This is a genomic window from Mycolicibacterium arcueilense (assembly GCF_058536225.1).
This window is the reverse complement of sequence record NZ_JBZTYL010000007.1, coordinates 1,938,845-1,964,922: the sequence shown is the minus strand read 5'-3', so window position 1 is coordinate 1,964,922 and position 26,078 is coordinate 1,938,845. Positions and strand designations below refer to the sequence as shown.

The 26,078-nt window shown below is 67.6% G+C and carries 30 protein-coding genes; 10 read left to right on the top strand and 20 right to left on the bottom strand.

Translation table 11 applies throughout. The annotated features are described in order from the left end of the window. Window positions 1-34 precede the first annotated feature (34 nt). Together AC4LGL_RS13790 and AC4LGL_RS13785 are read right to left on the bottom strand one after the other, a co-directional pair. Entirely contained in the window at window positions 35-667 is a 633-nt protein-coding gene (locus tag AC4LGL_RS13790; RefSeq protein WP_491839170.1) for a TIGR02234 family membrane protein, read from the bottom strand. After that, window positions 664-2,211, bottom strand: a complete 1,548-nt coding sequence (locus AC4LGL_RS13785) for an anthranilate synthase component I (RefSeq protein ID WP_491839365.1) — start codon at window positions 2,209-2,211, stop codon at window positions 664-666. Before AC4LGL_RS13785 ends, AC4LGL_RS13790 begins: the two co-directional genes overlap by 4 nt. A 44-nt stretch (window positions 2,212-2,255) precedes the next feature. Between AC4LGL_RS13785 and AC4LGL_RS13780 the strand changes: the two genes are divergently transcribed. Continuing rightward, window positions 2,256-2,720 carry a peroxiredoxin gene (locus AC4LGL_RS13780; RefSeq protein ID WP_055113906.1) on the top strand — a complete coding sequence of 155 codons (465 nt, stop codon included), beginning with the start codon at window positions 2,256-2,258 and terminating at the stop codon, window positions 2,718-2,720. Here AC4LGL_RS13780 and AC4LGL_RS13775 read toward each other — a convergent pair. Beyond that, the gene (locus AC4LGL_RS13775; protein ID WP_491839169.1) at window positions 2,707-4,455 is read right to left on the bottom strand and encodes a 2-isopropylmalate synthase; all 1,749 of its coding nucleotides are present in this window, start codon (window positions 4,453-4,455) and stop codon (window positions 2,707-2,709) included. The two genes, AC4LGL_RS13780 and AC4LGL_RS13775, sit on opposite strands and share 14 nt — an antisense overlap. Window positions 4,456-4,611: 156 nt before the next feature. Between AC4LGL_RS13775 and AC4LGL_RS13770 the strand changes: the two genes are divergently transcribed. Together AC4LGL_RS13770 and AC4LGL_RS13765 are read left to right on the top strand one after the other, a co-directional pair. Beyond that, on the top strand, window positions 4,612-5,283 hold the full coding sequence (locus AC4LGL_RS13770; protein ID WP_491839168.1) for a FadR/GntR family transcriptional regulator: 672 nt from the start codon (window positions 4,612-4,614) through the stop codon (window positions 5,281-5,283). Next, window positions 5,280-6,077: an ABC transporter ATP-binding protein gene (locus tag AC4LGL_RS13765; RefSeq protein WP_491839167.1), complete on the top strand. Its 798-nt coding sequence runs from the start codon at window positions 5,280-5,282 to the stop codon at window positions 6,075-6,077. The genes AC4LGL_RS13770 and AC4LGL_RS13765 overlap by 4 nt, the downstream gene beginning before the upstream one ends. Before the next feature lie 6 nt (window positions 6,078-6,083). On the opposite strand, the gene AC4LGL_RS13760 is transcribed toward AC4LGL_RS13765, so the two are convergent. From AC4LGL_RS13760 to hisD, 11 genes are read right to left on the bottom strand one after another with little or no spacing between them, the layout of a single operon-like run. Beyond that, window positions 6,084-7,079, bottom strand: coding sequence for a hypothetical protein (locus AC4LGL_RS13760; protein ID WP_491839166.1), 996 nt, complete (start codon window positions 7,077-7,079; stop codon window positions 6,084-6,086). Beyond that, window positions 7,069-8,715: an N-6 DNA methylase gene (locus AC4LGL_RS13755; RefSeq protein ID WP_491839165.1), complete on the bottom strand. Its 1,647-nt coding sequence runs from the start codon at window positions 8,713-8,715 to the stop codon at window positions 7,069-7,071. The genes AC4LGL_RS13760 and AC4LGL_RS13755 overlap by 11 nt, the downstream gene beginning before the upstream one ends. A gap of 50 nt (window positions 8,716-8,765) precedes the next feature. Further along, window positions 8,766-9,323, bottom strand: a complete 558-nt coding sequence (locus AC4LGL_RS13750) for a hypothetical protein (RefSeq protein WP_491839164.1) — start codon at window positions 9,321-9,323, stop codon at window positions 8,766-8,768. A gap of 24 nt (window positions 9,324-9,347) precedes the next feature. Beyond that, complete coding sequence (gene hisI, locus AC4LGL_RS13745; RefSeq protein ID WP_491839163.1) at window positions 9,348-9,695, bottom strand: phosphoribosyl-AMP cyclohydrolase; 348 nt, start codon at window positions 9,693-9,695, stop codon at window positions 9,348-9,350. After that, window positions 9,695-10,480 carry an imidazole glycerol phosphate synthase subunit HisF gene (hisF, locus tag AC4LGL_RS13740; protein WP_064887215.1) on the bottom strand — a complete coding sequence of 262 codons (786 nt, stop codon included), beginning with the start codon at window positions 10,478-10,480 and terminating at the stop codon, window positions 9,695-9,697. The genes hisI and hisF overlap by 1 nt, the downstream gene beginning before the upstream one ends. Beyond that, window positions 10,477-11,307: an inositol monophosphatase family protein gene (locus AC4LGL_RS13735; RefSeq protein ID WP_491839364.1), complete on the bottom strand. Its 831-nt coding sequence runs from the start codon at window positions 11,305-11,307 to the stop codon at window positions 10,477-10,479. The genes hisF and AC4LGL_RS13735 overlap by 4 nt, the downstream gene beginning before the upstream one ends. Further along, on the bottom strand, window positions 11,304-12,038 hold the full coding sequence (priA, locus tag AC4LGL_RS13730) for a bifunctional 1-(5-phosphoribosyl)-5-((5-phosphoribosylamino)methylideneamino)imidazole-4-carboxamide isomerase/phosphoribosylanthranilate isomerase PriA (RefSeq protein ID WP_491839162.1): 735 nt from the start codon (window positions 12,036-12,038) through the stop codon (window positions 11,304-11,306). Before priA ends, AC4LGL_RS13735 begins: the two co-directional genes overlap by 4 nt. After that, on the bottom strand, window positions 12,035-12,652 hold the full coding sequence (gene hisH / locus AC4LGL_RS13725; RefSeq protein ID WP_491839161.1) for an imidazole glycerol phosphate synthase subunit HisH: 618 nt from the start codon (window positions 12,650-12,652) through the stop codon (window positions 12,035-12,037). Before hisH ends, priA begins: the two co-directional genes overlap by 4 nt. Further along, window positions 12,649-13,257, bottom strand: a complete 609-nt coding sequence (gene hisB / locus AC4LGL_RS13720) for an imidazoleglycerol-phosphate dehydratase HisB (protein ID WP_491839160.1) — start codon at window positions 13,255-13,257, stop codon at window positions 12,649-12,651. The genes hisH and hisB overlap by 4 nt, the downstream gene beginning before the upstream one ends. Then, window positions 13,254-14,393, bottom strand: a complete 1,140-nt coding sequence (locus tag AC4LGL_RS13715) for a histidinol-phosphate transaminase (protein ID WP_491839159.1) — start codon at window positions 14,391-14,393, stop codon at window positions 13,254-13,256. The genes hisB and AC4LGL_RS13715 overlap by 4 nt, the downstream gene beginning before the upstream one ends. Then, a complete protein-coding gene (gene hisD / locus AC4LGL_RS13710; RefSeq protein ID WP_491839158.1) occupies window positions 14,390-15,718 on the bottom strand; it encodes a histidinol dehydrogenase in 1,329 nt (442 codons plus the stop codon). The genes AC4LGL_RS13715 and hisD overlap by 4 nt, the downstream gene beginning before the upstream one ends. A gap of 104 nt (window positions 15,719-15,822) precedes the next feature. On the opposite strand from hisD, the gene AC4LGL_RS13705 reads away from it, so the two are divergent. After that, window positions 15,823-16,233 (top strand): nitroreductase family deazaflavin-dependent oxidoreductase, encoded by a 411-nt coding sequence (locus AC4LGL_RS13705; protein WP_491839157.1) that lies wholly within the window; start codon window positions 15,823-15,825, stop codon window positions 16,231-16,233. A 21-nt stretch (window positions 16,234-16,254) separates the two neighbouring features. Beyond that, entirely contained in the window at window positions 16,255-16,890 is a 636-nt protein-coding gene (gene rhtB / locus AC4LGL_RS13700; protein WP_491839156.1) for a homoserine/homoserine lactone efflux protein, read from the top strand. Here the strand turns inward: rhtB and AC4LGL_RS13695 are convergent. Further along, entirely contained in the window at window positions 16,887-17,297 is a 411-nt protein-coding gene (locus AC4LGL_RS13695; RefSeq protein ID WP_491839155.1) for an SRPBCC family protein, read from the bottom strand. The two genes, rhtB and AC4LGL_RS13695, sit on opposite strands and share 4 nt — an antisense overlap. Window positions 17,298-17,383: 86 nt before the next feature. Between AC4LGL_RS13695 and AC4LGL_RS13690 the strand changes: the two genes are divergently transcribed. Further along, window positions 17,384-18,202, top strand: a complete 819-nt coding sequence (locus AC4LGL_RS13690; protein WP_491839154.1) for a helix-turn-helix domain-containing protein — start codon at window positions 17,384-17,386, stop codon at window positions 18,200-18,202. Here the strand turns inward: AC4LGL_RS13690 and nadC are convergent. From nadC to nadA, 3 genes are read right to left on the bottom strand one after another with little or no spacing between them, the layout of a single operon-like run. Continuing rightward, window positions 18,199-19,056 (bottom strand): carboxylating nicotinate-nucleotide diphosphorylase, encoded by an 858-nt coding sequence (gene nadC / locus AC4LGL_RS13685; RefSeq protein ID WP_491839153.1) that lies wholly within the window; start codon window positions 19,054-19,056, stop codon window positions 18,199-18,201. The two genes, AC4LGL_RS13690 and nadC, sit on opposite strands and share 4 nt — an antisense overlap. Then, window positions 19,056-20,657 carry an L-aspartate oxidase gene (locus tag AC4LGL_RS13680; RefSeq protein WP_491839152.1) on the bottom strand — a complete coding sequence of 534 codons (1,602 nt, stop codon included), beginning with the start codon at window positions 20,655-20,657 and terminating at the stop codon, window positions 19,056-19,058. Before AC4LGL_RS13680 ends, nadC begins: the two co-directional genes overlap by 1 nt. Further along, a complete protein-coding gene (nadA, locus tag AC4LGL_RS13675; protein ID WP_491839151.1) occupies window positions 20,654-21,697 on the bottom strand; it encodes a quinolinate synthase NadA in 1,044 nt (347 codons plus the stop codon). The genes AC4LGL_RS13680 and nadA overlap by 4 nt, the downstream gene beginning before the upstream one ends. Before the next feature lie 73 nt (window positions 21,698-21,770). On the opposite strand from nadA, the gene AC4LGL_RS13670 reads away from it, so the two are divergent. The 4 genes from AC4LGL_RS13670 to AC4LGL_RS13655 are packed head-to-tail and all read left to right on the top strand — an operon-like array spanning window position 21,771 to window position 25,111. Further along, window positions 21,771-22,436, top strand: coding sequence for an NUDIX hydrolase (locus tag AC4LGL_RS13670; RefSeq protein WP_491839363.1), 666 nt, complete (start codon window positions 21,771-21,773; stop codon window positions 22,434-22,436). Window positions 22,437-22,478: 42 nt separating this feature from the next. Then, window positions 22,479-23,810, top strand: coding sequence for a lipase family protein (locus AC4LGL_RS13665; RefSeq protein WP_491839150.1), 1,332 nt, complete (start codon window positions 22,479-22,481; stop codon window positions 23,808-23,810). A 29-nt stretch (window positions 23,811-23,839) separates the two neighbouring features. Further along, entirely contained in the window at window positions 23,840-24,652 is an 813-nt protein-coding gene (locus tag AC4LGL_RS13660; RefSeq protein ID WP_491839149.1) for a DUF6597 domain-containing transcriptional factor, read from the top strand. 48 nt (window positions 24,653-24,700) lie between these two features. Beyond that, window positions 24,701-25,111: a VOC family protein gene (locus AC4LGL_RS13655; RefSeq protein ID WP_491839148.1), complete on the top strand. Its 411-nt coding sequence runs from the start codon at window positions 24,701-24,703 to the stop codon at window positions 25,109-25,111. Here AC4LGL_RS13655 and AC4LGL_RS13650 read toward each other — a convergent pair. Both AC4LGL_RS13650 and bsaP read right to left on the bottom strand, forming a co-directional pair. Next, window positions 25,092-25,832, bottom strand: a complete 741-nt coding sequence (locus AC4LGL_RS13650; RefSeq protein ID WP_491839147.1) for a DUF2567 domain-containing protein — start codon at window positions 25,830-25,832, stop codon at window positions 25,092-25,094. The two genes, AC4LGL_RS13655 and AC4LGL_RS13650, sit on opposite strands and share 20 nt — an antisense overlap. Continuing rightward, window positions 25,829-26,068, bottom strand: a complete 240-nt coding sequence (bsaP, locus tag AC4LGL_RS13645) for a biotin synthase auxiliary protein BsaP (protein ID WP_064887255.1) — start codon at window positions 26,066-26,068, stop codon at window positions 25,829-25,831. The genes AC4LGL_RS13650 and bsaP overlap by 4 nt, the downstream gene beginning before the upstream one ends. Between the last annotated feature and the right edge of the window lie 10 nt (window positions 26,069-26,078).

The window sequence follows — 26,078 nt, the reverse complement described above, 5'->3', positions numbered from 1 at the left end:
CCTGGAAGGGTAGCCGTCGCCACACCTTCACCATTCACCGGCCCTTACTGTCCGGATCACTGCCGCCATCACTGCCGTCACCGGTCGGATCGTGACCTTCGTCCAGCGCGTCCCACAACATTCGCTCCGACATCGGCTCATCACCGCCGTCGCCCCTGGCTGCCTCCCGCCGCGCCGCCGGTGCCGCGTAGCGGGTCGCAGTGCCACGCCTCGCGCTGTTGGCCGACCGCATCAGCAGCACCGCGCCGACCAGTGCACACCCCGCTGCCACCAGGGTGAGCACCGCGCCCCCGTAGGACCGACTGGTTCCGCCCCCGGCTGCGGTCAACTGGGAGACGGGAACGACTGCCAGGTCAGCGGCCCGCTGCGCCACATCCTTGATCACCCACAGGCTGATCCCCAGGTACCCCATGCCGGCGCTGGCGGCGGCGATCAGCAGGGCCAGCAGCCGCAGCGCCCAGCCGTGCACGGCCAGCGCCGCTACCGCGGCCGCCAGCACCAGCAACGCCAGCGGGATCAACGCCGTCGACCAGGATGCGCCCGTCAACGCCGTGGTCTTGGGCTGCCCGAGCCCGTCGAACGATGTCACCGAGACCCAGGTCATCCGCGAGGCGACCCACAGCAGCACCGCCGCGACGACGAACAGCGCCTGCGCCACCCGTGTCACGGCTCGGCCAATGTGTCGGCGGCGGCAATGGCGTTGAGCACGGCTTTGGCCTTGTTCGCAGACTCGTTGTACTCGTAAGGGCCGTTGGAATCGGCCACGACTCCCCCGCCGGCCTGCACGTAGGCCGTGCCGTCACGCATCAGTGCGGTGCGGATGGCGATCGCGAAGTCGGCGTTGCCCGCGAAGTCCAGGTAACCCAGCACGCCGCCGTACAGGCCGCGCCGGGTCATCTCGACCTCCTCGATCAACTCCATGGCCCGGACCTTGGGTGCCCCCGACAGGGTGCCGGCCGGGAAGCAGGCCGTCACCGCGTCGAGCGCGACCTTGCCCTCCGCCAACTCCCCGGTCACCGTGGACACCAGGTGCATCACGTGGCTGTAGCGCTCGATGTGGCTGTAGTCCTCGACCCGCACGGTGCCCGGGCGGCACACCCGCCCCAGGTCGTTACGGCCGAGGTCGACCAGCATCAGGTGCTCGGCACGTTCCTTCTCGTCGGACAGCAGCTCCTTCTCGAGCAGCACGTCTTCTTCCTCTGTGTTGCCGCGCCACCGCGTTCCCGCGATCGGATGGGTGGTGGCCCGGCCGTCCTTCACCGTGACCAGCGCCTCGGGACTGGAGCCGACGACCGAAAAGTCCAGTCCGCCATCGGCATCGGGGACATTGAGCAGGTACATGTACGGGCTCGGATTCGTCACCCGCAGCATCCGGTAGACGTCGATCGGGTCGGCGGCGGTATCCATTTCGAACCGTTGCGACGGCACCACCTGGAAGGCTTCGCCGGCCTCGATGTCGCCGACGAGCTTCTCGACGATCGCGGTGTACTCCTCCACCGTGCGCTGTGCGCGATGATCGGGTGCGGGGCGACTGAACGTCGCCACCGAGGAAGACAGCGGCTGGCCCAGTGCAGCGGTCATGACGTCCAGGCGTCGCACCGCATCGTCGTAGGCCTCGTCGACGCGCTCGTCGGTGCCGTTCCAGTTCACCGCGTTGGCGATCAGGGTGATGGTGCCCTCGTGGTGATCGACGGCGGCGATGTCGGTCGCCAGCAGCAGCACCATGTCCGGCAGGCCCAGATCGTCCACGGTGAGCTCGGGCAGCCGTTCCAGCCGGCGCACCATGTCGTAGGCGAAGTAACCCACGAGCCCCGAGGACAGCGGCGGCAGATCCGGCACGGCCTCGGTCTGCAGCAGATCCAGGGTGGCCCGCAACGCCGCCAGCGGCTCGCCACCGCTGGGCGCGTCCTTGGGGGCCGTGCCCAGCCACACCGCCTGGTCGTCGCGGACCGTCAGGGCCGAGGGGGCACCGGCGCCGATGAACGACCAACGCGACCACGAGCGACCGTTCTCGGCCGATTCCAGCAGGAACGTTCCGGGACGGTTGGCGGCGAGCTTGCGGTACGCCGACAACGGCGTCTCGCTGTCGGCCAGCACCTTGCGGGTCACCGGGACCACGCCGTGCTCGGCGGCCAGTGCCCGGAAATCCTCGCGCGATGTGGTGCGGGTGAGGCTGTCGGGGGTGGTTTGCACAGACCAATCCTCCCAGATCGACCGAGCAGGACCGGCATGCAGACGGCGTAGCGTGAGCGACCATGACACAGATCAGGACCGGTGACACCGTTCCCGACTTCGAGCTCCCCGACCAGACCGGCACGATTCGCAGCCTGACGAGCCTGCTCGCCGACGGCCCCGTGGTGCTGTTCTTCTACCCGGCGGCGATGACGCCGGGGTGCACCAAGGAGGCCTGTCACTTCCGGGATCTGGCCGGCGAGTTCGCCGCCGCCGGGGCGAACCGGGTCGGCATCAGCACTGACCCCGTCGCCAAGCAGGCCAAGTTCGCCGACATCCAGAGTTTCGACTATCCGTTGCTCTCGGATGCCGACGGCAAGGTGGCGGCCCAGTTCGGGGTGAAGCGTGGCCTGCTCGGCAAGCTCATGCCGGTCAAGCGGACCACGTTCGTCATCGATACCGACCGCACCGTGCTCGCGGTGATTGCCAGCGAGATCAGCATGGACACCCACGCCGACAAGGCACTGGAAGTGCTCAAGGCGCGTTGACCGCCCGCAGCACCGCCGCCATCGACGCTGCGAGCACCGAATCGCTGCGCCCGCACGCCCATCCGGTGCGACTGGGCGACCGGTACTCCAGGTAGCTGACGGCGGTGCTGCCGATCGACTGTTGGGTCAGGCTCAACACCTCGACCGGATGGCCGATCTCGGCGAGCGCGGCCCGCAGTGCATCCACCGGGCCGATGCCGCGATGGCTACTGGTGACCGTGCTGCCGTCGAACACCAACGTCAGGTCGGTGACCGCGGCCGCGCCGTCGCCGCCGGTGTGCCAGTCCTTGAGTTGCACCGGCCCGGTCGGCTCCAGATAGGTCGCCTCGAACAGGTCGAACAGTTCGGCGGCAGTCACCTCCGCGCCGCTTTCGTCGGTGTGGGCCTGGACGTGACGGGCGAAGTCGATCTGCAGCCGACGAGGCAGCTCCAGCCCGTAATCCGTGGCCAGCAGATAGGCGATGCCACCCTTGCCGGACTGGGAGTTCACCCTGATCACCGCGTCATAGGTGCGGCCGATGTCGGCCGGATCGATCGGCAGATACGGTACCCGCCAATCGATTTCGTTTTCCGGCTGTCCGGTGTCCGCGGCCCGCCGGCGATGTTCGGCGAAGCCCTTCTTGATCGCATCCTGGTGAGTCCCGGAGAACGCGGTGTGCACCATGTCCCCGACATAGGGATGGCGTTCGTGGATCGGCATGCGGGTGCAGTGGCTGACCGTGCGCGCGATCTCGTCGATGTCGGAGAAGTCGATCATCGGATCCACACCCTGGGCATGCAGATTCAGCGCCAGGGTGGCGATGTCGACGTTGCCGGTGCGTTCGCCGTTGCCGAAGACGCAGCCCTCCACCCGCTGCGCACCGGCCAGCACCGCGAGCTCGGCGCAGGCGATGCCGGTTCCCCGGTCGTTGTGCGGATGCACCGAGAGGATGACGCTGTCGCGGCGGGTCAGGTTGCGATGCATGTACTCAATCTGGTCGGCATAGACGTTCGGGGTGGCGATCTCGACGGTGGCCGGCAGGTTCAGGATGACCGGGCGTCCCGGGGTGGCGTGCCACAGTTCGGTGACCGCGTCGCACAACTCCAGTACGTAGTCGGGCTCGGTGAGGTTGAACACCTCCGGGGAGAACTCGAACCGCACGTTCGGCATATCGTCGGTGAACTCGAGGACGTCACGCGCACCGGCATAGATGAGCTGGCTCAGCTCGCCTCTGGCCTTGCCCAGCACGACATCGCGCCAGGTCGGAGCGGTCGCGGTGTACATGTGGATGACGACGTCGTTGCTGATGCCGCGCACCGAGTCCACGGTTCGTTGGATCAGGTCGCGGCGCGCCGGGACGAACACGACGATGGTGACATCCGGCGGGGCGATGTCGGACTCGGCCAGCAGTCGGACGAAGTCGAAATCGGTCTGCGAGGCGGACGGATACCCGACCTCGATCTCCTTGTAGCCCATGGCCACCAGCAGCTCGAAGAAGCGGCGCTTGCGGGCCGGGTCCATCGGCTCGGCCAGCGCCTGATTGCCGTCACGCAGATCCACCGGCACCCACAGCGGCGCGCGTTCGATCCGGGCGGTGGGCCAATCACGTTGAGCCAGTCGAACTTCGACACGGTCATAGACACTGGCGTAACGGTGCGACGGCATTTGCGAGTGCCGCTGCCGATTCCAGGCCGGTGCAGTGGCCGGGATCTCGCCGGCCGGGGTGTTGATGGTGGGAAATACGAAAGTGGTCATGAGGGTGCCTTCGGTCGGATTGGAGTTCGACCGGCGCGACACAGCCCCACGGCAGGGGGCCGGTCGATTCAGGCCCCGCCGCGGCGGCTAAGGAGGAGGGCGCGCGTCATGATGGGTAGACTATACACAACTCCTCAGACAAGTAGACAGGTTTCGATGACGTCCCAAGTTCAGCGTCACCCGCTGGCGGCCCAGACCGCCCAGCTTCTGCTGACGCGCATCCGCCAGGGCGAATGGCCACTCGGACATCGGCTTCCGGGCGAGACGACCCTGGCCGCACAGCTCGGCGTAGGCCGCTCCACCCTGCGCGAAGCCATCCGCGAACTGTCCGGCAAGGGCGTGTTGGAGAGCCGCCAGGGTGCCGGCGTATTCGTCACGGCACTCGACGCCGCCGAAGACTGGGATACCGTGCTGCGCCGGGCCACCATCGTCTCGGTCATCGAGGCACGCATCGCCATCGAGGCCGAAGCCGCCGCGCTCGCCGCGGCCCGGCGTACCCCAGCCGATCTGCGCGCGATCCGTCGCACCCTGGCTGCCCGCGGGGTCACCGGACAGTCGGTACCCGACCACGTCGACGCGGACATGGCGTTTCACCGCACGGTGATCGCCGCGTCCCACAACGAGGTGCTGATCCAGTTGTTCGATGCCTTCCTGCCGCGGCTGCGGCTGGCGATGATCGACATGCTCAAGATCCGGCCGATCGCGTCCGAACCTTGCGATCACGACCTGCACCAGCAGTTGGCCGACGCGATCGTCGCCCGAGATCCCGAGGCAGCTGCGGCGGCCAGCAGAACCCATTTGAGCTCATTGAAGGAGTCTTTCGCATGACCCCGGTCCTCGACATCGCCGATGTGACGTTCCGCCGCGACGGCAAGCAGATCATCGACGGCATCTCCCTGACGGTGCAATCCGGTGAGCACTGGGCGCTGTTGGGCCCCAATGGCGCCGGCAAGAGCACGCTGCTGGGTTTCTGTGCCGCCGTGACCTTTCCGACCTCAGGCACCGTGCACGTGCTCGGCGGCCAGATGGGCCGCACCGACCTGGCCGTGCTGCGCCGCTCCATCGGCCACGTGAATCCCCGGCATCGGCTGCAATACCCGTTGACCGTGCGCGAGGTGGTGCTCACCGGCATCACCGCCACGATCGACATCGCCGCGCACTGGACGCCGACCGCAGAGCAGGCCCGCCGGGCCGAGGAACTGATCGACACCGTGGGGCTGTCGGCGCGGGCCGACGCGATCTGGCCCACGCTGTCCCAGGGCGAGCGCGGCCGCACCTTGATCGCACGGGCATTGATCGCCGATCCACAGCTGCTCCTGCTCGACGAACCCACTACCGGTCTGGACGTCGCGGCCCGCGAGCAGTTACTGGAAACCCTTGACACCCTGGATGACTCGCACCCGGACATGGCCTCGATCCTGGTCACCCACCACCTCGAGGAGCTGCCCACCAGTACCACGCACGCGCTGTTGATCGCCCACGGCCGTACGGTGGCCAGCGGCGCGGCCCGCGACGTCGTCAACACCGAACACGTCAGCGAAGCTTTCGAGCACCCCGTGGTGGTGGGGTATCAGGACGGCCGGTGGAGTGCGCGGGCCAAGGCCAGCTCGCGGGTGCTGTAGGGCTGCTCAGGCGTCGGCCGGCGTATTGCGACGCCGGCGGGCCTCACGATGCCGGGTCACCGGTGTGGTGTCGATGACGCGGTTGACCATGGTCGCCAGAAAGCGCGAAGGTTGGAGCTCGGGCGGCACCGCGTCATGCCGGATCGCGATGTCGGGCAGTGCCGCCAGCGCCTCGTCGACGGCTGCCGTGGCGACGTCGACGATCTCGAACAGCGCATCCGGCTCGGCTTTTTCGATGCTGTCGACTTCCTCGTCCGCGGACTCGGCCACCTCAGAGTCGTAGTCGATCATCACCAGTGCCACCGCGTGGTAGGCGTCGTCCTCGGTGCCGAGCTTGCCCAGCAGATCGATGAGCCACTCGGCCTTGTCCGGCTCGGTGCTCAGGATCGTCGACCGCAGGCCGTAGACGAATCCGAGCGCCGAAAGCGGGTGGCGCAGGCGCAGATTCTTGGCGTCGCCGTAACTTTCCTCGACCCGGTTTGCGGCATTCTTGCCGAAGCTGGAATCCATACGTTTGGTACTGATCAGCAACTCCGGACCGGTATCCCAATCCGACATCACCACGTCGACCTGTTTCATGTAGTGCTTGCCCAGCACGCTGGCACTCGACGCGGCAACGCCTTTCATCGACCGCTTGAGCCGTTGCTCGATGAGGTGGCGTTCCTTCTGCGGCAGCGCCTCAAGCAGATTGGAGATAGCGCTGGGCATGATCCGCGGATCCGTCGCTCGGGGCCACACCGCATCCGGATCGAATCCGGCGCGGCGCAGCTCGTAGGCCAGCCACACATCCAGTGCCAGCGCCGGAACGCCGGTGGTGGACGGCGCGTCCAGGAACAGCGGGACACCGAGAAGCTTGCGCAGCACCCGGAAATCGGGAACGAAGGTCAGTGCGCCCGCGCTGCGCACCCACGGATTGGTGTGCACACCGCCGGGTGCGGCGTCGGCCACGATGCGATCGAAGATGGCCCACGCCGTGGCCTTGGTCGACGGTTCAGCGGGCACGCCGAGACCTTACCGTCCGACGGGTCGCCAATGAATCGCGCGCCGTCCGAACAGGTTCCAAGACGATCTGGGCCGGCAACCCCAATGCGTCGTCGACGGTGCGCGTCGCGTCGAGCAAACGGCCGCGCTCCAGCAGCGATCCGACGCGCCGTCTGATGGCTCGCAACTCATCGGCGCGGCCGGCCACCAGATCGGGTGAGGGCACGAGCCAACGGTCGGCCTCACGGGGTTCGATCTTGAGGATGCCGCCGCCGTAGGAACGGCCGACGATTTCGGCATGCAGCACCGTCACCGAGTTCAACGCGGCCAACCCGAGCAGGTCGCGCCCCAACGTGCGCAGCCCGTCGCGCAGATACACACCGTGCACCGAGTTGAGATGATGCGCCTTGGCCCGGTTGCTGACCAGCCGCGGGGTGTCGGCGTTCATACAGGTCAACAGCAGGTCGGCCGGGTTCACGAGCGGCACCAGATACCAAGGCTGACGCACCCGGCATTTGTAGGCCAGATGAACGCCTGCCGCATGCCCGGCATCGATGTAGCGCTGCGCGGCGGCCGATGGCTGCCCGGCCGGCCGAAACAGGTGGATGGACCGGCCGTCCTCCCCCAGCTTGGCCAGTTGCTCGGCGGTCAGCGTCAGGCCGCGCAGATGCGCACTGCCCGGCGGGGACAACGGCAACAGGTCGCTACCGCGCAGACCGAGTTCACGTACGCGGCCCGGGGACAGCGCGAAGAAGCCGTTGTTGCCGGTCACCATGCCCAGCGTCGTGTCACCCCAGGTTTCCAGCATGGAGAAGTGACCCGCGTCGTGCAGACCGTGGAGCGCGTCGACCGGTGCGTTGCCGATCAGTCCACTGACCCATTTGTCGGCCGGATCGCGCGGTGACCAACGACGTTGTGCGAGTTCGGATGTCAAGGAACTGGCGTTGCGAGCCCGGTGGATGACGGCGTGGCTGGTCGGGCCGCCGCCATAGCCGTCGGCCAGCAGCAGCACCACATCGGCTTCGGCCTCGGGAAACACCTGCTCGTCGAACATCACCAACTCGACGCTGGCGAACCGGTCGAACAGAAACTTCCGCACCGCCGCCGCATAGTTGACACTCAGCAGCTCCGCGGGCAGCACCAGGGCCAGGCGTCCTCCCGGCTGCAGGAACAACGCAGCGTGCACGGTGAACGCGGCCCAGCTCGAGGCCAGTCCCGACAACGTCACCCCGGCCTTGAGCGCGGCCCGGCGCGACTGCGCCCGGGTGGCACCCCGGAAATCCTGGTAGCGGATGTAGGGCGGATTGCCGATCACCGCGGTGTACTCAGCACGCGGCTCGACATCGAAGAAGTCGGATGTCTTTATGCGGGCCCGTCCCCCGGCCTCGCTGACGCGGCGGCGCGCGGTGGTGGCGCTGCTCCGGTGAATCTCGATGCCGTCGAGTTCGGGATGCTCGACATCGAGCTGCTGGAGTCGGCGAGTAGCGGCCACCAGGAATGCGGCGTCTCCGGCCGAGGGCTCCAGGACGCGCTCATCGGCGGAACGCACGGCCCATTGGGCGAGGTAATCGGTGATCTGAGCCGGTGTGAAGAACGCACCGCGCGCTTTGCGGGCTTCGGCAGAATCGCCGTGGGCCGGCCCAGCGCTGTCAGTCACCCCGTTATTGTGCGATACCGCACCGACAAGCCGATGACCGCAACGCCCGCTCAGAGTTTGAAGTTGGTGTAGACGACCCGGTGCCCGAGAAATCTGCTGACCTCGGCGATGAACTCGGGCGCCAACGGATTCCAATTCCAGACTTCCATGGTCAGCAGGCCGAATCCCCAGGTCGGCTCCCAGTCCCACCCGTTGACGTCGTTGGCCGCACCACAGGACGGGCACGGCATCGCACCGACACCACCATCCGCCCAATCACCGATGGCAGCGAATGCCGCCTGCCAATTCTGACCATCCGGTGCCGGCAACTCCCGGTGCCCGCAGGGCCGGCAAGTCAATACTTCAGGCTCATAGCTGTAAGACACCACCCGGCCGACGCTGATGGCAGCTCCGTTCGTCCAGAGCACCGGTGCCGGTTCGGTGCCGCCGATGGCGTGGCCATACTTCGGTCCGGGTGGGTGACCGAGTGGCGTCCCGAGTACGCAGTCGGTTTGCTCGGCACTGATCACCCCGGTGTCGATGAGCCACCGGGTCAGGCGGGCACCCAACTCGGGTGCGTCCTCGGCGGACACCTCGACATCAACCAGTGACTGCGACCAATCTCCCATCGCTCCACGGTAATGCCGCGGCAGTCAGTCCACGGGCGGCAAAAGCACGTCCGCATCGAAGCACGTGTGCGCCCCGGTGTGGCAGGCGGGGCCGATCTGGTCGACCTCCAGCAACACCGTGTCGCCGTCGCAGTCCAGGCGAACCGAGTGCACGTACTGGGTGTGACCGGAAGTCAGGCCCTTGACCCACTGCTCGCCGCGGGACCGCGAAAAATACGTGGCCTCACGGGTTTCCAGTGTGCGGGCCAGTGCGTCGTCGTCCATCCAGGCGACCATCAGCACCTGGCCGGTGGAACGCTCCTGCGCCACGGCGCTGAACAGCCCGTCGGCGTTGCGCTTGAGGCGCTTGGCGATGTCGGGATCGAGAGGCATTACCGCACCACGATTCCTTCGGCCGCCATCGCAGCCTTCACCTGACCGATGGTCATCTCGCCGAAATGGAACACACTGGCAGCCAGCACCGCATCCGCACCGGCCTGCACGGCGGGAGCGAAATCAGCGACCGCACCGGCACCACCACTGGCGATCACCGGGACGCCCACTGCCGCGCGCACGGCACGCAGCATCGGCAGGTCGAACCCGGCCTTGGTTCCGTCGCGGTCCATCGAGTTGAGCAGGATCTCCCCGACGCCGAGTTCGGCACCGCGGGCGGCCCATTCGATGGCATCGATGCCGGTGCCGCGGCGCCCGCCGTGAGTGGTCACCTCCCACCCCGAGGGGGTGGGCTGGTCACCGGCGGGCACGGTGCGCGCGTCGACGCTGAGCACGATGCACTGCGAACCGAACTGGCGGGCCATCTCGGCCAGCAGTTCGGGCCGGGCGATCGCGGCGGTGTTGACCGACACCTTGTCGGCGCCGGCACGCAGCAGCACGTCGACGTCCTCGACCGCACGCACACCGCCACCGACGGTCAGCGGGATGAACACCTGCTCGGCGGTGCGCTTGACCACCTCGAGCATGGTGGACCGGCCCGACGAGGACGCGGTCACATCGAGGAAGGTCAGTTCATCGGCGCCCTCGGCGTCGTAAACGGCCGCGAGTTCCACGGGATCGCCCGCATCGCGCAGGTTTTCGAAGTTGACACCCTTGACCACCCGGCCGGCGTCGACGTCGAGGCACGGGATCACCCTCGTCGCGACGTCACTGATGGTGCTCACAGGTAGTCCTCCGGATTGCCAGCAGATTTGACGAGTTCCAGCATGCGTTCGTGCACGCCGGGTGCGGCGGCCAGCGCCGACTTCGACTCGGCCGTCCACGGATCGCCGGCCAGGTCGGTCACGATGCCGCCGGCGGCCCGGACCAGCGCCACACCGGCCGCATGGTCCCAGATGTGGTGCCCGAAACTGATGGCCCCGCCCAGGATCCCGGCCGCGACGTAGGCCAGGTCCACCCCGGTGGCGCCGTGCATCCGCACCCGCGAGCACACCCGGCTGAGGTTGGACAGCACCTCGACGCGGTAGCGGCCGGGGAACCGGCCGCGAGAGTCGATGTTGAAGGTCTGGATCCCGACGATCGAATCGGTCAACGTCGGCGACCCCAGCGGCGGCAGCGCGGTTCCGTTGTCCCGCACCGGTCCCCCGGCCAGCGCCGAATACCGCTGTCCGGTGAACGGCAGCCAGGTCAGGCCGGCCACCGGCTCGCCATCGGCCAACAGTCCGAGCAGGATGGCCGCCATCGGCGACCCTGCCGCGTAGTTGAACGTGCCGTCGATCGGGTCGAGCACCCACACCAGCGGTGAATCGATGGGCTCACCACCGAATTCCTCACCGTGGACCCCGATACCGGTGGCCTCGGTCAGTGCCCGCACCACCTGCCGCTCGATCGCCAGATCGACCTCGGTGGCAAAGTCGTTGCCCTGCTTGGTGACAGCCGAATCCGCGCGGTGCCCGGCGATGAACGGCACGGACGCCGCGTCGAGAATCTCGGCGGCCGCAGCAACCAGTGCGGCCAGCTTCGACGAATCCAGCTCACCCACCTCGCTTATCCGCTGACCGCGGCCAGTGCCTGCGGCAGAGTGAATCGTTCGGCGTAGAGCGCCTTCCCGACGATCGCGCCCTCGACACCGTGGCCGGTCAGGGTGGCGATTGCCCGGAGGTCTTCCAGGCTGGACACCCCGCCCGAGGCGATCACCGGGGCGTCGGTGCGGTCGGCCACCGCGGCCAACAGTTCCAAGTTGGGCCCGGTCAGGGTGCCATCCTTGGTGACGTCGGTGACGACGTAGCGCGAGCACCCTTCGCGGTCAAGGCGATCCAAGACCTCCCACAGGTCGCCACCATCGGTTTCCCAGCCGCGGCCACGCAACCGCCAGCTGTCGTTCTCGAACTGGACGTCCAGCCCGACCGCGACCCGGTCGCCGTACTCGGCGATGGCCCGGCGGCACCACTCGGGGCTTTCCAGCGCCGCGGTGCCGATGTTGACCCGTGCACAACCGGTGTCCATGGCCGCTTTGAGCGAGTCGTCATCGCGAATCCCGCCGGACAGTTCGACTTTCACGTCGAGCTTGCCGACCAGATCGGCCAGCAGTTCGCGGTTGCTGCCGCGCCCGAAGGCGGCGTCCAGGTCCACCAGGTGGATCCACTCGGCGCCGTCGCGCTGCCAGGCCTCCGCAGCTTCCAGTGCCGAGCCGTAATCGGTCTCACTGCCGGCCTTGCCCTGCACCAGACGCACCGCCTTGCCGTCCACCACATCGACAGCCGGCAACAGAATCAAACTCACAGTCCCTCAACCCAATTCGCGAGAAGCGTCGCACCGGCGTCGCCGCTCTTCTCCGGATGAAATTGCGTAGCCGACAACGCGCCGTCTTCGACGGCGGCGATGAACGGCACGTGATGCGTCGCCCAGGTGGCGCGTGCGTCCGGATTACCAGACCACTCCTGAGCGGCGTACGAATGCACGAAATAGAAGCGCGTGGCGGCGTCGAGTCCCTTGAACAGGGTGCTGCCGGCCGCAGCATCGACGACATTCCAGCCCATGTGCGGGATCACCGGCGCGTCCAGTCGGGTCACCGAGCCTGGCCACTGCCCGCACCCGGTGGACTCCACGCCGAACTCCACGCCGCGGGCGAACAGGATCTGCATGCCGACGCAGACCCCCAGCACCGGACGACCGTGCTGCAGGCGGTCGGCGATGATCTTCTCGCCGCCGATCGCCCGGAGTCCGGTCATGCAGGCCTCGAAGGCACCGACACCGGGCACCACCAGACCGTCGGCTGCCGCGGCAGCGCCCGGATCGGCCGTGACTTCCACGTCCGCGCCGACCCGCTCCAGCGCACGCTGAGCCGAGCGGAGATTGCCCGATCCGTAGTCGAGAACGATGACTTTCTTGGTCACAGAGTGCCTTTGGTCGACGGAACGCCGGTCACCCGGGCGTCGTACTCGACGGCCTGGCGCAACGCGCGGGCCACGGCCTTGTACTGCGCCTCGGTGATGTGGTGCGGGTCGCGACCGTAGAGCGTGCGCACATGCAACGCGATGCGGGCGTTGAACGCCAGTGATTCGAACACGTGCCGGTTGATCACGGTGTGGTACGGCGCCTGCGATCCGGCGATGGTGAATTCCACCATGAACTCCGGTTCGCCGGTGTGCACGAAGTACGGCCGGCCGGACACGTCGACCGCGGCGTGCGCGAGGGACTCGTCCATCGGGATGAACGCGTCACCGAACCGCCGGATGCCCTTCTTGTCACCGAGCGCCTGGCCGAGTGCCTGGCCCAGCACGATCGCGGTGTCCTCGATCGTGTGGTGCCCCTCGATCTCGATGTCGCCCTTGGCGTGCACGGTGAGATCGAAGCTGGCGTGGGTGCCCAGTGCGGTCAGCATGTGGTCGAAGAAGGGCACACCGGTGTCGATGTCGACGACACCGGTGCCGTCGAGATCGATCTCGACGGTGATGTCGGATTCCCTGGTCTTGCGTTCGACTTTCGCGCGACGGGTCACGATGCTCCTACCGGGCTGTTGGCGGGCTGAAGTTCGGTGGCAGCCAGATCGGCGCTGGCGGCCAGGAATGCGTCGTTTTCCTCGGCCAGACCGATCGTGGTGCGCAGGAAGCCAGGGATACCGACATCGCGGATCAGAATTCCCTTGTCCAGGTAGCGCTGCCACGTCGCCGGCGCATCGGTGAAATCGCCGAACAACACGAAGTTCGCGTCGCTGGGGATCACGCGGTACCCGAGGCGGGTCAGTTCGGCGCTCACCCGGTCACGTTCGGCGGCCAGGGTCGCGACGCTGGCCAGGGTGTCATCGGCATGACGCAGTGCTGCGCACGCGGCCGCCTGGGTGAGGACCGACAGGTGATACGGCAGACGCACGAGCAGCAACGCGTCGATCACGGCGGGTGCGGCGGCCAGGTAGCCGAGCCGTCCGCCGGCGAACGCGAACGCCTTGCTCATCGTGCGGGTGACGATCAGCTTGGCCGGGAACTCGTCGATCAGTGTGACCGCACTGGGCTGCGAGGAGAACTCACCGTAGGCCTCGTCGACGATCAAGATCCCACCCGGCATCGCTTGCAGCAGCCGGCGCAGGTCCTCGATCGAGACGCTCTGGCCCGACGGGTTGTTGGGGCTCGCCACGAACACCACGTCGGGTGTGCGCTCCTCGACCGCGGCCACCGCCACATCGATGTCGAGCCCGAAATCCGCGGCGCGGGCCGCCTGCAGCCACTCGGTCTGGGTGCCATCGGAGATGATCGGGTGCATCGAGTAGGACGGCACGAAACCGATTGCGGTGCGCCCCGGTCCACCGAACGCCTGCAGAAGCTGCTGCAGGATCTCGTTGGAACCGTTCGCCGCCCACAGGTTGTCGACGGTGAGCGGCACGCCGGTGGCCGCCGTGAGATAGGCGGCCAGATCGGTGCGCAACTGAACCGAATCCCGGTCGGGATAACGGTGGAGCTCGGCCGCGGCGTCGCGGACCGATGCGGCGACGTCGTCGATGAGGGCCTGGGTCGGCGGGTGCGGGTTCTCGTTGGTATTGAGCCGCACCGGAACCACCAATTGCGGTGCCCCGTAGGGCGATTTCCCGCGCAGGTTTTCGCGCAGCGGCAGATCGGCCAGCGTCACATCCTGTGCGCTCACCGTTCGAACCTCCGTCGGACCGCCTCGCCGTGCGAGGGCAGGTTTTCTGCCTTGGACAGCGTGATCACATGGCCAGACACATCTTTGAGTGCGGCCTCGTCGTACTCGACGACGTGGATGCCGCGCAGGAACGTCTGCACGGACAGTCCGCTGGAGTGTCGGGCGCAGCCCGCGGTCGGCAGCACGTGGTTGGAGCCGGCGCAGTAGTCACCGAGGCTGACCGGAGACCAGGCGCCCACGAAAATGGCTCCGGCAGAACGAATCCGGCCAGCCACCGCAGGCGCGTCTTCGGTCTGGATCTCCAGGTGCTCGGCGGCGTAGGCGTTCACCACCCGCACGCCGGCATCGATATCGTCGACGAGCACGATCGCCGACTGCTTGCCGGAGAGCGCGGCCTTGACGCGCTCGACGTGCACGGTGGTCTCCAACTGGCGGGCGAGCTCGCGGTCGGTGGCCGCGGCCAGTGCCTCGCTGTCGGTGACCAGCACACTGGCCGCCATCTCGTCGTGCTCGGCCTGGCTGATCAGGTCGGCGGCGACGTGCACCGGATCGGCCGTGTCGTCGGCCAGGATGGCAATCTCGGTCGGTCCGGCCTCGGCATCGATGCCGACCTGCGAGCGGCAGATCCGCTTGGCCGCGGTCACGTAGATGTTGCCGGGGCCGGTGATCATGTCGACGGGGGCCAACTCCGTGCCATCGGTGTCGATGCCGCCGTAGGCCAGCAGCGCTACGGCCTGTGCGCCGCCGACAGCCCACACCTCTTCGACGCCGAGCAGCGCCGCAGCGGCCAGGATGGTCGGGTGCGGCAGCCCGTCGAATTCGGCCTGCGGTGGGCTGGCGATCACCAGCGAATCAACACCGGCGGTCTGCGCGGGCACCACGTTCATCACGACACTCGACGGGTACACGGCGTTGCCGCCGGGGACGTACAGTCCGACGCGCTCGACCGGGACCCAACGTTCGGTGACGGTGGCACCAGGCGCCAGCGTGGTGGTGGTGTCGGTGCGGCGCTGATCGGCGTGCACCATGCGGGCCCGGTCGATCGCGACCTGCAGTGCGGCGCGAACATCGGGGTCGAGGTCGGCAAGGGCCGCAGCGAGTCGGTCCGCGGGCACCCGCACGGTGTCGGGACGGATGCCGTCGAAGGTATGACCGTAGTCCAGCGCGGCCTTCGCGCCGTGCTCGGCGACGGCCTCCACGATCGGGCGGACCTTGGGCACAATTGCGTCCACATCGACTCCGCCGCGGGGCAGCGCGGATCGCAACTGCGCGGCATTCAGCGCACGGTTACGCAGGTCGATACGGGACATCTGAAACTCGGCCATCAGTTCAATTGTCCCTGATCAGTCCAGTTGATAAAAATCCGTCGCCGGCTGCCGCCGGCACAACCCGCCGTAGGGTGGTCCCAGACTGCCGAATGGAGCCCTAGATGTCCGCAAAAGACCATCCGAACAACGCCCCTGGCGTACCGATGCTTGTGCCGCCCGCGCTGGAGCGGTTCCAGATCAAATACATCAACCCGCTGGTCAAACCGTTTTCCAAGCGCTTGCCGGGCTTCACCGTGATCAAGCATCGGGGCCGTACCTCCGGTACGCCGTACGAGACGATCGTGACCAGCTACCGCAATGGCAACGTTTTCGCGGTGACGCTCCTGCACGGCAAGACCAACTGGGTGAAGAACGTGATCGCCGCCGGTGGGGCCGACGTGCACCTGTTCCGCGGCGACATCAAGATCACGAACCCGCGCGTCCTGCCGGCGGGTACCGACGATCCCACCCTCCCCCGGATCCCCCGCAACGCGGCCCGCCGGATGGGCGTCTTCGTCGCAGATATCGTTTGACACGGTCGCCAGACTGCACATATGACCTGGCAGATCTGGCTCGCGTTTCTCGGCGCGTCGATCGCCATCAGCTTGTCCCCCGGTGCTGGGGCGATCCAGTCGATGGCGACCGGCCTGACCCATGGCGTACGTCGTGGGTCATGGAGCGTGCTCGGACTCCAGCTCGGGCTGCTCGCGCAGCTGGTGTTGGTGGCCGTCGGCCTGGGCGCCCTCGTCGCCAAGTCGATGCTGGCCTTCCACATCGTCAAGTGGATCGGTGTGGCATATCTGATCTGGCTGGCGATCCAGCAATGGCGTAGCGCCTCGCAGGATCTACGCGACCGGATGGGCGGTGCGGGCGAGCGGGGCCGGCTGGCCCTGGTGACGCGCGGATTCCTGGTGAACACGACCAACCCGAAGGGCTTGGTGTTCCTGGTCGCGGTGCTGCCGCAGTTCGTGGTGCCGACCGCACCGTTGCTCCCGCAGTACCTGGCGATCGGGGCGACGATGGTCGTCGTCGACGTGGTCGTGATGAGTCTCTACACCGGCCTGGCGGCGCGGTTGCTCAATTGGCTGCAGACACCGCGTCAGCAGACGATGCTCGGCCGGGTGTTCTCCGGGCTGTTCGCGACGGCCGCCGTGGTGCTCTCGTTGGTCCGCCGCGGCGCGACCGCCTAGCCACCCGTCGTAGCCTCCAGCGCTTCCTTGATGATCGGTGCTGCCGTTTCCATCGCAGTCTGCAGCGGACTGGCGACTTCGGATGGCAGCACATCGCGAGACCAGACGAAGCGGCAATGGTTCGGCCCGTCGGCCACCACCTGCATCACGGCATTGTCATGCTCAGGCCGGGCGGTGTCGCCGATCAGCGAGTACGCGATCCGGCGGGCCTGGTCGTCGCGGCTGACCAGCCGCTCGCGGGCGACGAACCCGTCCGCGAACGTCACGACGCGAACGTCGCCGTCGGCCTCGGAAGAAGTGACGAAGCCGGGGGCCATCCGCACCGGACCATCGGCCCAGTCGCCTATCACCTGCCACACGTGTGCACCGTCGGCGTCAACTTCGAACTCGATCTGGATGAAGGCCATGGCATCAGTCTGGCCGGACACTGACCTGGTGTCTTGAACATTCTTGCGGGCCTTGGATGTCGGTCCGCGGGGCTAGCGTGTGGGAGGTGTTGAGTGCACAGACGCTGATTTCCCGGCCGGATTTCAGCATCGCCACCTGGAGCTGCACCGGCGAGCACGCGGACTGGTCCGAGCCTGAATGCCCGGTCGACGGGCGGTTCGTCCTGGTGCGCTCCGGGCGCTTTCAGCGTCGTGGGTCCGGCGGCCCGGTGGAACACGATGCGACGCTCGGCTATCTCGGTGCGCCCGGGGAGCCCGAACATTTCGCTCATCCACACGGCGGCGATGCCTGCACGTCGTTGCAGCTCAACGCCGAGAACTGGTGGCAACTCGCCGGCGAGCCGAAACGGATCGGCCCTACCGCCGTGTATGTGGACGCCCGGCTCGAACTGGCCCATCGGCGGCTCCTGTCCGCCGGTCCCGACGATCCCGACTATCAACTCGCGGAGGGTCTGGTGCAGCTGGTGGGCACGGCGCTGCGTTCGGTGGCACAACGACCGATACCGGCCGGGTCACCGGCTCAGCTCTCGGAGCGGCGGTTGGTGGCACAGGCCCGCGAGGCGATCAGGCAGGCCGACGACGCTGCCGTGGGACTGTTCCCCCTTGCCGCCGCTCTCGGGGTTTCCCCGTACCGGCTGAGTCGTTCGTTCGGCCATGAATTGGGGGTGTCGGTGACGCGGTACCGCAACCGGGTCCGGATCAGCCGGGCGCTAGACCATCTGCACCGCAGAGACTCCACGGTGGCCGATATCGCGGCTGCACTGGGCTTCGCGGACCAAGCGCACCTCTGCCGCACAATGCGTGCACACACCGGGTGGACGCCGACCGCGGCCCGGCGCGAATTGCGCCGAGCCGCAGCGGATTAAGTGTCCAGGCCGATATCGAGCACCCGCACCGAATGGGTGAGGGCACCGATCGCGAGGTAGTCGACCCCGGTACCGGCGTAGTCGGCGGCGCTGTCCAATGACAGGCCACCCGAGGATTCCAACAGGGTTTTGGGCGAGCGCGTGTCGCGGCGCTGCACGGCGATCTGGGTCTGCCAGACCGGAAAGTTATCGAGCAGCACCAATTCCACGTCGGCGGCGAGCACGTCGTCGAGTTGCTCGAGCGAATCCACCTCGACCTCGCAGGGCAGGTCCGGCGCCTCCGCCCGGACCGCCTTGAGCGCGGCAAGCACCGACCCCGCCGCGGCGACGTGGTTGTCCTTGATCAACGCCGCGTCGCCCAGCCCCATCCGATGGTTGACGCCACCACCGACGCGGACCGCGTACTTCTGCAGCGCACGCAGGCCCGGCAGCGTCTTGCGGGTGTCGCGGATCTTGGCGTTGGTACCGGCCACCGCATCGACCCAGGCGGCGGTCGCCGTGGCGATCCCCGACAGGTGGCACATCAGGTTCAGCATGGTGCGTTCGGCCGTGAGCAGCCCGCGGGTCGGCGCCTCGACCGTCAGGATCGCCGAACGGGCGTCCAGGCGGGCACCGTCCTCGACTCGGTTGATCACGCGGTAGCCGTCGGCACCGAGGACCTCGTCGAGCACCAGTAGCGCGATGTCGACACCGGCGGCCACGCCTGGCTCCCGATTCACCACCGAGGCGGTGGTCATCGCATCGGCGCCCACGGTGGCAAGAGTCGTGATGTCCGGGCCGTAGCGCAGGTCTTCTTCGAGCGCGCGTGTGATCGTGGCCCTGGCCTCCGCCAGCTCAGTATCCGAAAGTGCCATCAGCACACCGCCGTTGCGGTATCGAGGACGGGGCGGCCGGCTACGGCGCGAATTGTCACGGAATGCTCCTGAGCGGGGTCGGTATCGGGGTAATCGGCGCGATGGTGGCAGCCACGGCTTTCGGTGCGGGCCAGGGCCCCGACGGCGATCGCGCGTGCGGTCGCGGTGAGGGCCGCATCCTCGAAGCTGTGGCGGTTGGCGGGCTGCACCGAACGCGCATCGGCCAGAACAGCGTCGAGCCGCCGCAGGCCCTCGGCGTCGCGGACCACTGAAGCATGCTCGGACATGGCTTGCTGCAGGACATCTCGGTCAACGGAGTCTTGACGGCGGTCCTGCGGCGCCTGGGCGCGCACCGAACCGGCCGCGCTTGCGTGCTCGGCGGCCAACCGGCCGGCCCGGCCGCCGACGACGAGCCCTTCCAGCAGGCTGTTGGAGGCCAACCGGTTGGCTCCGTGCATCCCGGTGCGGGCGACCTCGCCCGCGGCGAACAGCCCGGGCAGTTCGGTACGTCCATGCACGTCAGTCACCACACCGCCGCAGCTGTAGTGGGCGCCGGGAACCACCGGAATCGGTTGGCGGGTGGGGTCGATCCCGGCCGCCGCGCAGGCCGCCGCCACGGTGGGAAACCGGTCGGAGAACCGGGCGATACGCCGGGCATCCAGATAAACGCACGGGTCACCCGAGGTGCTGAGCCGGGCGTTGATGGCAGCCGCGACCACATCGCGGGGGGCCAGGTCCCCCATCGGATGCACCCCATCGGTCACCGAGTTGCCTTGCGAGTCAATGAGTACGGCGCCTTCACCGCGGAGTGCTTCGGTGATGAGCGGACGCCGTCCGCCGCCGTTCTCCGCGTACAGCATGGTCGGGTGGAACTGGACGAACTCGATGTCGCGGACCGCAACTCCGGCCCACAGCGCCAGGGCGATGCCGTCACCGGTCGAGCCACTCGGATTGGTGGTGGCCGCGTACACGTGGCCGAGGCCGCCGGTTGCCAGGATGACCGATGGCGCGTGGATGAGACCCAGGCCGTCCTCGTTGCGCACCAGCACTCCGGTCACGCCACTGTGGTCACGCAGGATCTCGCACGCCACGTGGTCACGGCGGATGTCGAGTTCAGCGGCTGCCGAATCGAGGGCGCGCTGCACCTCGGCCCCGGTGGAATCACCCCCGGCGTGAATGATCCGGCGGCGGGTGTGGCCGCCCTCGCGGGTCAGCGCCCAGCGCCCAGGTGCTGTCTCGTCGAACTGGGCGCCGTCGGTCACCAGATCCGCCACCGCGCCGTAGCCGGCCGCGACGATGGAGCGCACCGCATCCGGATCGCAAAGGCCGCCGCCCGCCGCGACCGTATCGGCAACGTGCGCCTCGACGGAGTCGTCGGAATCCGGCAACACGACAGCAATCCCGCCCTGGGCATGGAACGTCGCAGTCTCGCGAGCCTTGCTCAGGACCACCACTCGCCGGCCCCGGCGGTGCGCGGCCAGGGCCGCCACCAGACCGGCGACTCCGGTGCCGACCACGACAACGTCAGCGCGCTGCTGCCACAGCGTCGAACTGCCGCAGGCGAAGCGGCTCGATCCCCGGGCGCTGCCCGTCGGGGTCATTCGCCGCCGCCGGGCTGACCAATCGCGATCATGCGCTGCACGCTGGCCCGTCCCAGCCGAGCGGTCTCGGGATCGACATGCACCTCGTCGGCACCCTCGATCAGGCAGCGCAGCAGTGCGGCCGGAGTGATCATCTTCATGTAGGTGCACGACGCGCGGTCGTTGACGGCCAGGAAGTCGACTTCCGGTGCAGCCCTGCGCAACTGGTGCAGCATGCCGACCTCGGTGGCGACGAGTACCTGTCGGGCCCGGGTTTCACGGGCCGCGTCGAGCATTCCGCCCGTTGACAGGATCTTCACCCGCTCCTCGGGAACCGCACCCTCACCGGCCAGGTAGAGCGCCGAGGTGGCACAACCACATTCAGGGTGCACAAAGAGTTCGGCGTCGGGGTGCGACCGGGCCTGGTCGGCCAGCTCGTCGCCGTTGATCCCGGCGTGCACGTGGCATTCGCCGGCCCAGACGTGCAGGTTCTTGCGGCCGGTGACGCGGCGCACGTGCGCACCCAGGAACTGGTCCGGGCAGAACAGCACCTCGCGGTCCCCGGGGATCGAGGCCACCACCTCGACGGCATTGGACGAGGTGCAGCAGATGTCGGTCAGCGCCTTCACCGCGGCAGTGGTGTTGACGTAGGAAACGACGACCGCACCGGGGTGCTCGTCCTTCCAGGCCTGCAGCTCGTCGGCGGTGATCGAGTCGGCCAGCGAGCAACCGGCGCGCTGATCCGGGATCAGCACCGTCTTGTCGGGGCTGAGGATCTTGGCCGTCTCGGCCATGAAGTGCACGCCGCAGAACACGATGGTGTCCTCGGGAGCCTCGGCGGCGATGCGTGACAGCGCCAGGGAATCACCGACGTGGTCGGCGACGTCCTGGATGGCCGGCAACTGATAGTTGTGCGCCAGCAGCGTCGCGCCACGCTGATCGACCAAACGGCGGATCTCGGCAGCCCATTTCTCGTCGCCGTCAACGCCGGAATAGCCACCGGGACCATCGACGATCTGATCTGCCAAGCCCCCCGCGAGGGTGTCATTGAGAGCGGTCACGCCGACCTCCTCCACTGCGTCAGGTTTTCGACTTATAATCGAAAACATGCCACATGGTAACACCGCGCACGAAGTGCTCGCCGTCGTGTTCCAGGTTCGCGGCCTCGACACCCGGCAACCCGCACTCAACGTGCTGCTGTGGCAGCGGGCACTGGATCCGGAGCAGGGCAAATGGTCCCTGCCGGGCGGCCGACTGGATGACGACGAGGACCTGATCAGTTCGGTTCGACGACAGCTCGCCGAGAAGGTTGACCTGCGAGAACTCGCCCATCTCGAGCAACTGGCGGTGTTTTCCGACCCGCATCGCGTTCCCGGCACGCGGACCATCGCATCGACGTTCCTGGGCCTGGTGCCCTCCCCCTCTACCCCGGCCCTGCCGCCGGACACCCGGTGGCATCCGGTCAGCGACCTCCCCCCGATGGCCTTCGACCACGCACCGATGGTCGAACACGCACGCAACCGCCTGGTGGCCAAGATGTCGTACACCAACATCGGATTCGCCTTGGCGCCAAAGGAATTCGCGCTGTCCACGTTGCGTGACATCTACAGCGCCGCGCTCGACTACCAAGTCGATGCCACGAACCTGCAGCGCGTCCTGGAACGCCGCAAGGTCATCACCCGCACCGGGACCACCGCCCGATCCGGGCGTAGCGGCGGCCGTCCCGCGGCGCTGTACCGCTTCACCGACTCGCGCTACCGCGTGACCGACGAATTCGCTGCTCTGCGCCCGCCCGGGTGAGTCGACTGGCTTCTTAGACCCTCCTTAAGTAAGAATGCCGGGATGGACATGGGCAGTGCAGCCACCGTCTCGGCAGCCGAATGGATCGGTCGGGCACCTCACGAGGAGCTCGACCAGGCCGCCCGGCCCGTCCTCCCCCACGACGACGCGTTCTATGTACCGCCCGCGGGGTTCCAGCACGCCGAACCAGGCACCGTCCTGCGCAGCCGTGACGTCGAGCTGGCGTTTCTGGGCCTGATCCCGCAGCGCCTGCAGGCCACGCAGCTGTTGTTCCGTTCCACCGACCGCAACGGCATCCCGGAAGCTGCCGCCACCACCGTCATCGTCCCGGCCGACGCCGCACCGGACTGTCCGATCGTGTCGTACCAGTGCGCGATCGACGCAATTTCAGCCCGGTGCTTCCCCTCCTACGCCCTGCGCCACCACGCCAAGGCCACCGGCTCCCTGGCCCAGCTGGAATTTCTGCTGGTCTCGGCCGCGCTGGCCGAAGGCTGGGCGGTCTCGGTGCCCGATCACGAGGGCATCAACGGCATGTGGGGCGCGCCCTACGAGCCCGGTTACCGGGTGCTCGACGGCTTGCGGGCGGCGCTCAACACCGAGCACCTGTCGTTGTCTCCGACGGCACCTATCGGCCTGTGGGGATATTCCGGCGGCGGCCTGGCCAGCGCCTGGGCAGCCGAGATGGCCGGCAGCTACGCCCCTGAGCTCAATATCGTCGGCGCCGTCCTGGGCTCCCCTGTCGGCAACCTCGGAAACACCTTCCGCCGGCTCAACGGCACCGTGTTCTCCGGGCTGCCGGCCCTCGTGGTGGCCGCCCTCGCCGACATCTACCCCAACCTCAACCGAGTGATCGCCGAGCACGCCACCACAGAGGGACGCAAGATCCTGGACCGGCTGCACCGGATGACCACCGTGGAGGCCGTCGTGCGGATGTTCCGCACCGACATGGCCGATCTGGTCGACCTGCCCCTGGAACAGATCATCGACGGCCCCGAAGTCACCGAGGTGTTCAACGACACCAAACTCGGTGTGGCCGTGCCGGTCCCGCCGGTGCTGATCGTGCAGGCCGTGCATGACGAGATCATCTCGGTCGACGACATCGACGAACTCGCCGATACCTACCTGGCCGGCGGGGCCGACGTGACCTACCACCGCGACATGTTCAGCGAACACCTGCTGTTGCACCCGTTCTCGGCGCCGATGGCGTTGCGCTGGCTGAACGACCGGTTCGCCGAGCGCCCGCTGACCGCCAACCTCGTGCGTTCCAAATGGCCGACGCTGCTCAACCCGATCACCTACATGGGCATGGCGCGACTGGCCGGAATCGCCACCAAAGTGGCTTTGGGCCGGACGGTACGGCGGCGCCCGCTCTGACCTTTCGCGAGCTGGCACAATAGGGGTAGATGCGTTATATCCGTCAGCCTCCGACGGTGGCCCTGCGCGACAGCGTCGACCACCTGTGGTGCATTGCGGACGGACCCACGTACCCGGCGGAACGCATCCTGCCCACCGGTACCACCGAACTTGTCGTGAACCTCGGCGCCGACACCATCACCATAGCGAACCATCAAGGTTCACAACGACTTTCGGGATCCGCAGTCTCCGGCCCCTACACCCGGCCGTTCGACATCGACGCCCGTGAGCACACCGCAATGGTGGGCGTGCATTTCAAACCGGGTGGCGTACACGCGGTCCTCGGAGTGTCACCGCACGAACTGCTGGGTTCCCACATCGATCTCGACGCAGTGTGGAACGGCGCAGCCGACCTGCGCGCCGAGATCTGCGAGGCGAAGTCGATCACACAGCGCTTGGCGATCGTCGAACGTGCGCTGCTCACCCGATCGAGCGGCGACCGCGGGCTGACCCCGGAAGTGGCCTTCGCGGTGGGCGCGCTCAGCCTCGACCGCCAACCAACGATCGAAAAGCTTGCCCGCGCAATTGGCTTCAGTCACCGCAGGCTGATCCAGCTGTTCACCGCCCAGGTCGGGATGCCACCCAAACGGTTCGCCCGCCTGCAACGGTTCCGGCACGCACATGACGCCGTCTCATCGGCACTCTCACCGCCGCATTGGCCTACCTTCGCCGTCGAGCACGGATACGCCGACCAGTCGCACATGATCAGGGAGTTCCAGGAGTTCTCCGGGATGACCCCCGCCCAGCAACTACGCCGAGGCAGCTACGTCGCGAAGGATGACCACATCGCGCTCGAGCCGTAGGTCAATTTTGTTCAATACATCCGCCGCGAAGATCGGCAGACTGCGGTCATGTCTAGACATACCACCTACCGAACCGGCGCGATCCGCTACCAGGTCACCGACGTCGAGCGCGCGGTGGCGTTCTATACCGGGCACCTGGGATTCGATGTCGCACTCCGTGGAGGACCGGCATTCGCATCCGTGGTCAACGGGGATCTCACCGTGTTCTTGAGCGGGCCGGGCAGCTCGGGTGCACGTCCACTGCCCGACGGCACGCCACAGACCCCCGGAAGCTTCAATCGGATCGTGCTCGAAGTCGACGACCTCGACACCGCCGTCACCGAGTTGCACGGGGCCGACGTCAGGTTCCGCAACACGATGGAGACGGGGCCGGGCGGACGGCAGATCCAGGTCGACGACCCCGACGGCAACCCCGTCGAGCTTTTCGAACCCGCAGCCGTCAAGCCCCGGGCGGACTGACCACCGGCGGGATCACCGGATACGTCGGGGTCTCCACAGGAGGCCACGCGCCCAGGTCGTCACGCACGGTGGACACCGCGATCAGCGCATAGACCATTGCCGCCGCGGCTGCAGGAAACAGGATCGTGCCGGCGATCTGCAGCGGTGTGTGCCCGAAAAAGACCGACGGCGCTTCCAACACGTACTGGACCCGATGTTCCGGGCTCACCGGGGCTCCGGCGATGTCCAACGAGCCGAACCGCACGTGCGCCAGTGCCGCACCGACACCGGCAGCCACGCCGGTGGCCAACGCAGAGCCCATGGCCAACGCAGCGACCATGACGGGCCCGCGATGCGGAGCCCATTGCCACAGCGCCACCGCGGCCACGATCGCCAGGACGACGAGCATGCCGACGAACATGAATGCCGACGTGAAGAAATGATCGGATTCACTGCCCAGATACGCGTGCACCCGCTCACCGCTACGGGTCAACGCGATCACGCCATGAATCCCCGGCGTCAACCAGGCCCACAGCGCGCCGAGCAGCGCACCGGCCACCGCCAGAGCCCCAAGGACGGTCACCACCGCACGCTCGCGCGAAACTCTCGGTGCGCCAGGGAGATTGGCGGGAGCCGAACCGGCCTGGGCAACCTGCTCTTCGCCCGAGAGGCTCATCGGGACCTTCTGCTCTTCGCCCGAGAGGCTCATCGGGACCTTCTGCTCTTCGCCCGAGAGGCTCATCGCCGCGTATCCAGGTCCATCGAATCCACCTGCCCATGCCGCGAACACTTGGCCCACCACCCGGTGGGCCGCACCTGGACGATCATCCGGCGGCCGCATTCGGCACAGAACCGTGGCGGTTCCAGCCCGAGCTGAGCGGCAGTGGGCACGACGCTTCCGTCCGCCGCGTCCGCCTGGACCCCGGTGTAGACGTTGTATAGGCCGGCGCCGACGGGCGCGGGCAAGTCTTGAACCATCACCACCAGT

Bases quoted from the DNA above. Each gene is read 5' to 3' on its own strand.
- AC4LGL_RS13780 (WP_055113906.1), top strand. From the start codon at position 2,256: ATGACACAGATCAGGACCGGTGACACCGTTCCCGACTTCGAGCTCCCC.
- AC4LGL_RS13775 (WP_491839169.1), bottom strand. From the start codon at position 4,455: ATGACCACTTTCGTATTTCCCACCATCAACACCCCGGCCGGCGAGATC.
- AC4LGL_RS13770 (WP_491839168.1), top strand. From the start codon at position 4,612: ATGACGTCCCAAGTTCAGCGTCACCCGCTGGCGGCCCAGACCGCCCAG.
- AC4LGL_RS13765 (WP_491839167.1), top strand. From the start codon at position 5,280: ATGACCCCGGTCCTCGACATCGCCGATGTGACGTTCCGCCGCGACGGC.
- AC4LGL_RS13750 (WP_491839164.1), bottom strand. From the start codon at position 9,323: ATGGGAGATTGGTCGCAGTCACTGGTTGATGTCGAGGTGTCCGCCGAG.
- hisI (WP_491839163.1), bottom strand. From the start codon at position 9,695: ATGCCTCTCGATCCCGACATCGCCAAGCGCCTCAAGCGCAACGCCGAC.
- hisD (WP_491839158.1), bottom strand. From the start codon at position 15,718: ATGGCCGAGTTTCAGATGTCCCGTATCGACCTGCGTAACCGTGCGCTG.
- AC4LGL_RS13705 (WP_491839157.1), top strand. From the start codon at position 15,823: ATGTCCGCAAAAGACCATCCGAACAACGCCCCTGGCGTACCGATGCTT.
- rhtB (WP_491839156.1), top strand. From the start codon at position 16,255: ATGACCTGGCAGATCTGGCTCGCGTTTCTCGGCGCGTCGATCGCCATC.
- AC4LGL_RS13695 (WP_491839155.1), bottom strand. From the start codon at position 17,297: ATGGCCTTCATCCAGATCGAGTTCGAAGTTGACGCCGACGGTGCACAC.
- nadC (WP_491839153.1), bottom strand. From the start codon at position 19,056: ATGGCACTTTCGGATACTGAGCTGGCGGAGGCCAGGGCCACGATCACA.
- AC4LGL_RS13680 (WP_491839152.1), bottom strand. From the start codon at position 20,657: ATGACCCCGACGGGCAGCGCCCGGGGATCGAGCCGCTTCGCCTGCGGC.
- AC4LGL_RS13665 (WP_491839150.1), top strand. From the start codon at position 22,479: ATGGACATGGGCAGTGCAGCCACCGTCTCGGCAGCCGAATGGATCGGT.
- AC4LGL_RS13660 (WP_491839149.1), top strand. From the start codon at position 23,840: ATGCGTTATATCCGTCAGCCTCCGACGGTGGCCCTGCGCGACAGCGTC.
- AC4LGL_RS13655 (WP_491839148.1), top strand. From the start codon at position 24,701: ATGTCTAGACATACCACCTACCGAACCGGCGCGATCCGCTACCAGGTC.
- AC4LGL_RS13650 (WP_491839147.1), bottom strand. From the start codon at position 25,832: ATGAGCCTCTCGGGCGAAGAGCAGAAGGTCCCGATGAGCCTCTCGGGC.
- bsaP (WP_064887255.1), bottom strand. From the start codon at position 26,068: ATGGTTCAAGACTTGCCCGCGCCCGTCGGCGCCGGCCTATACAACGTC.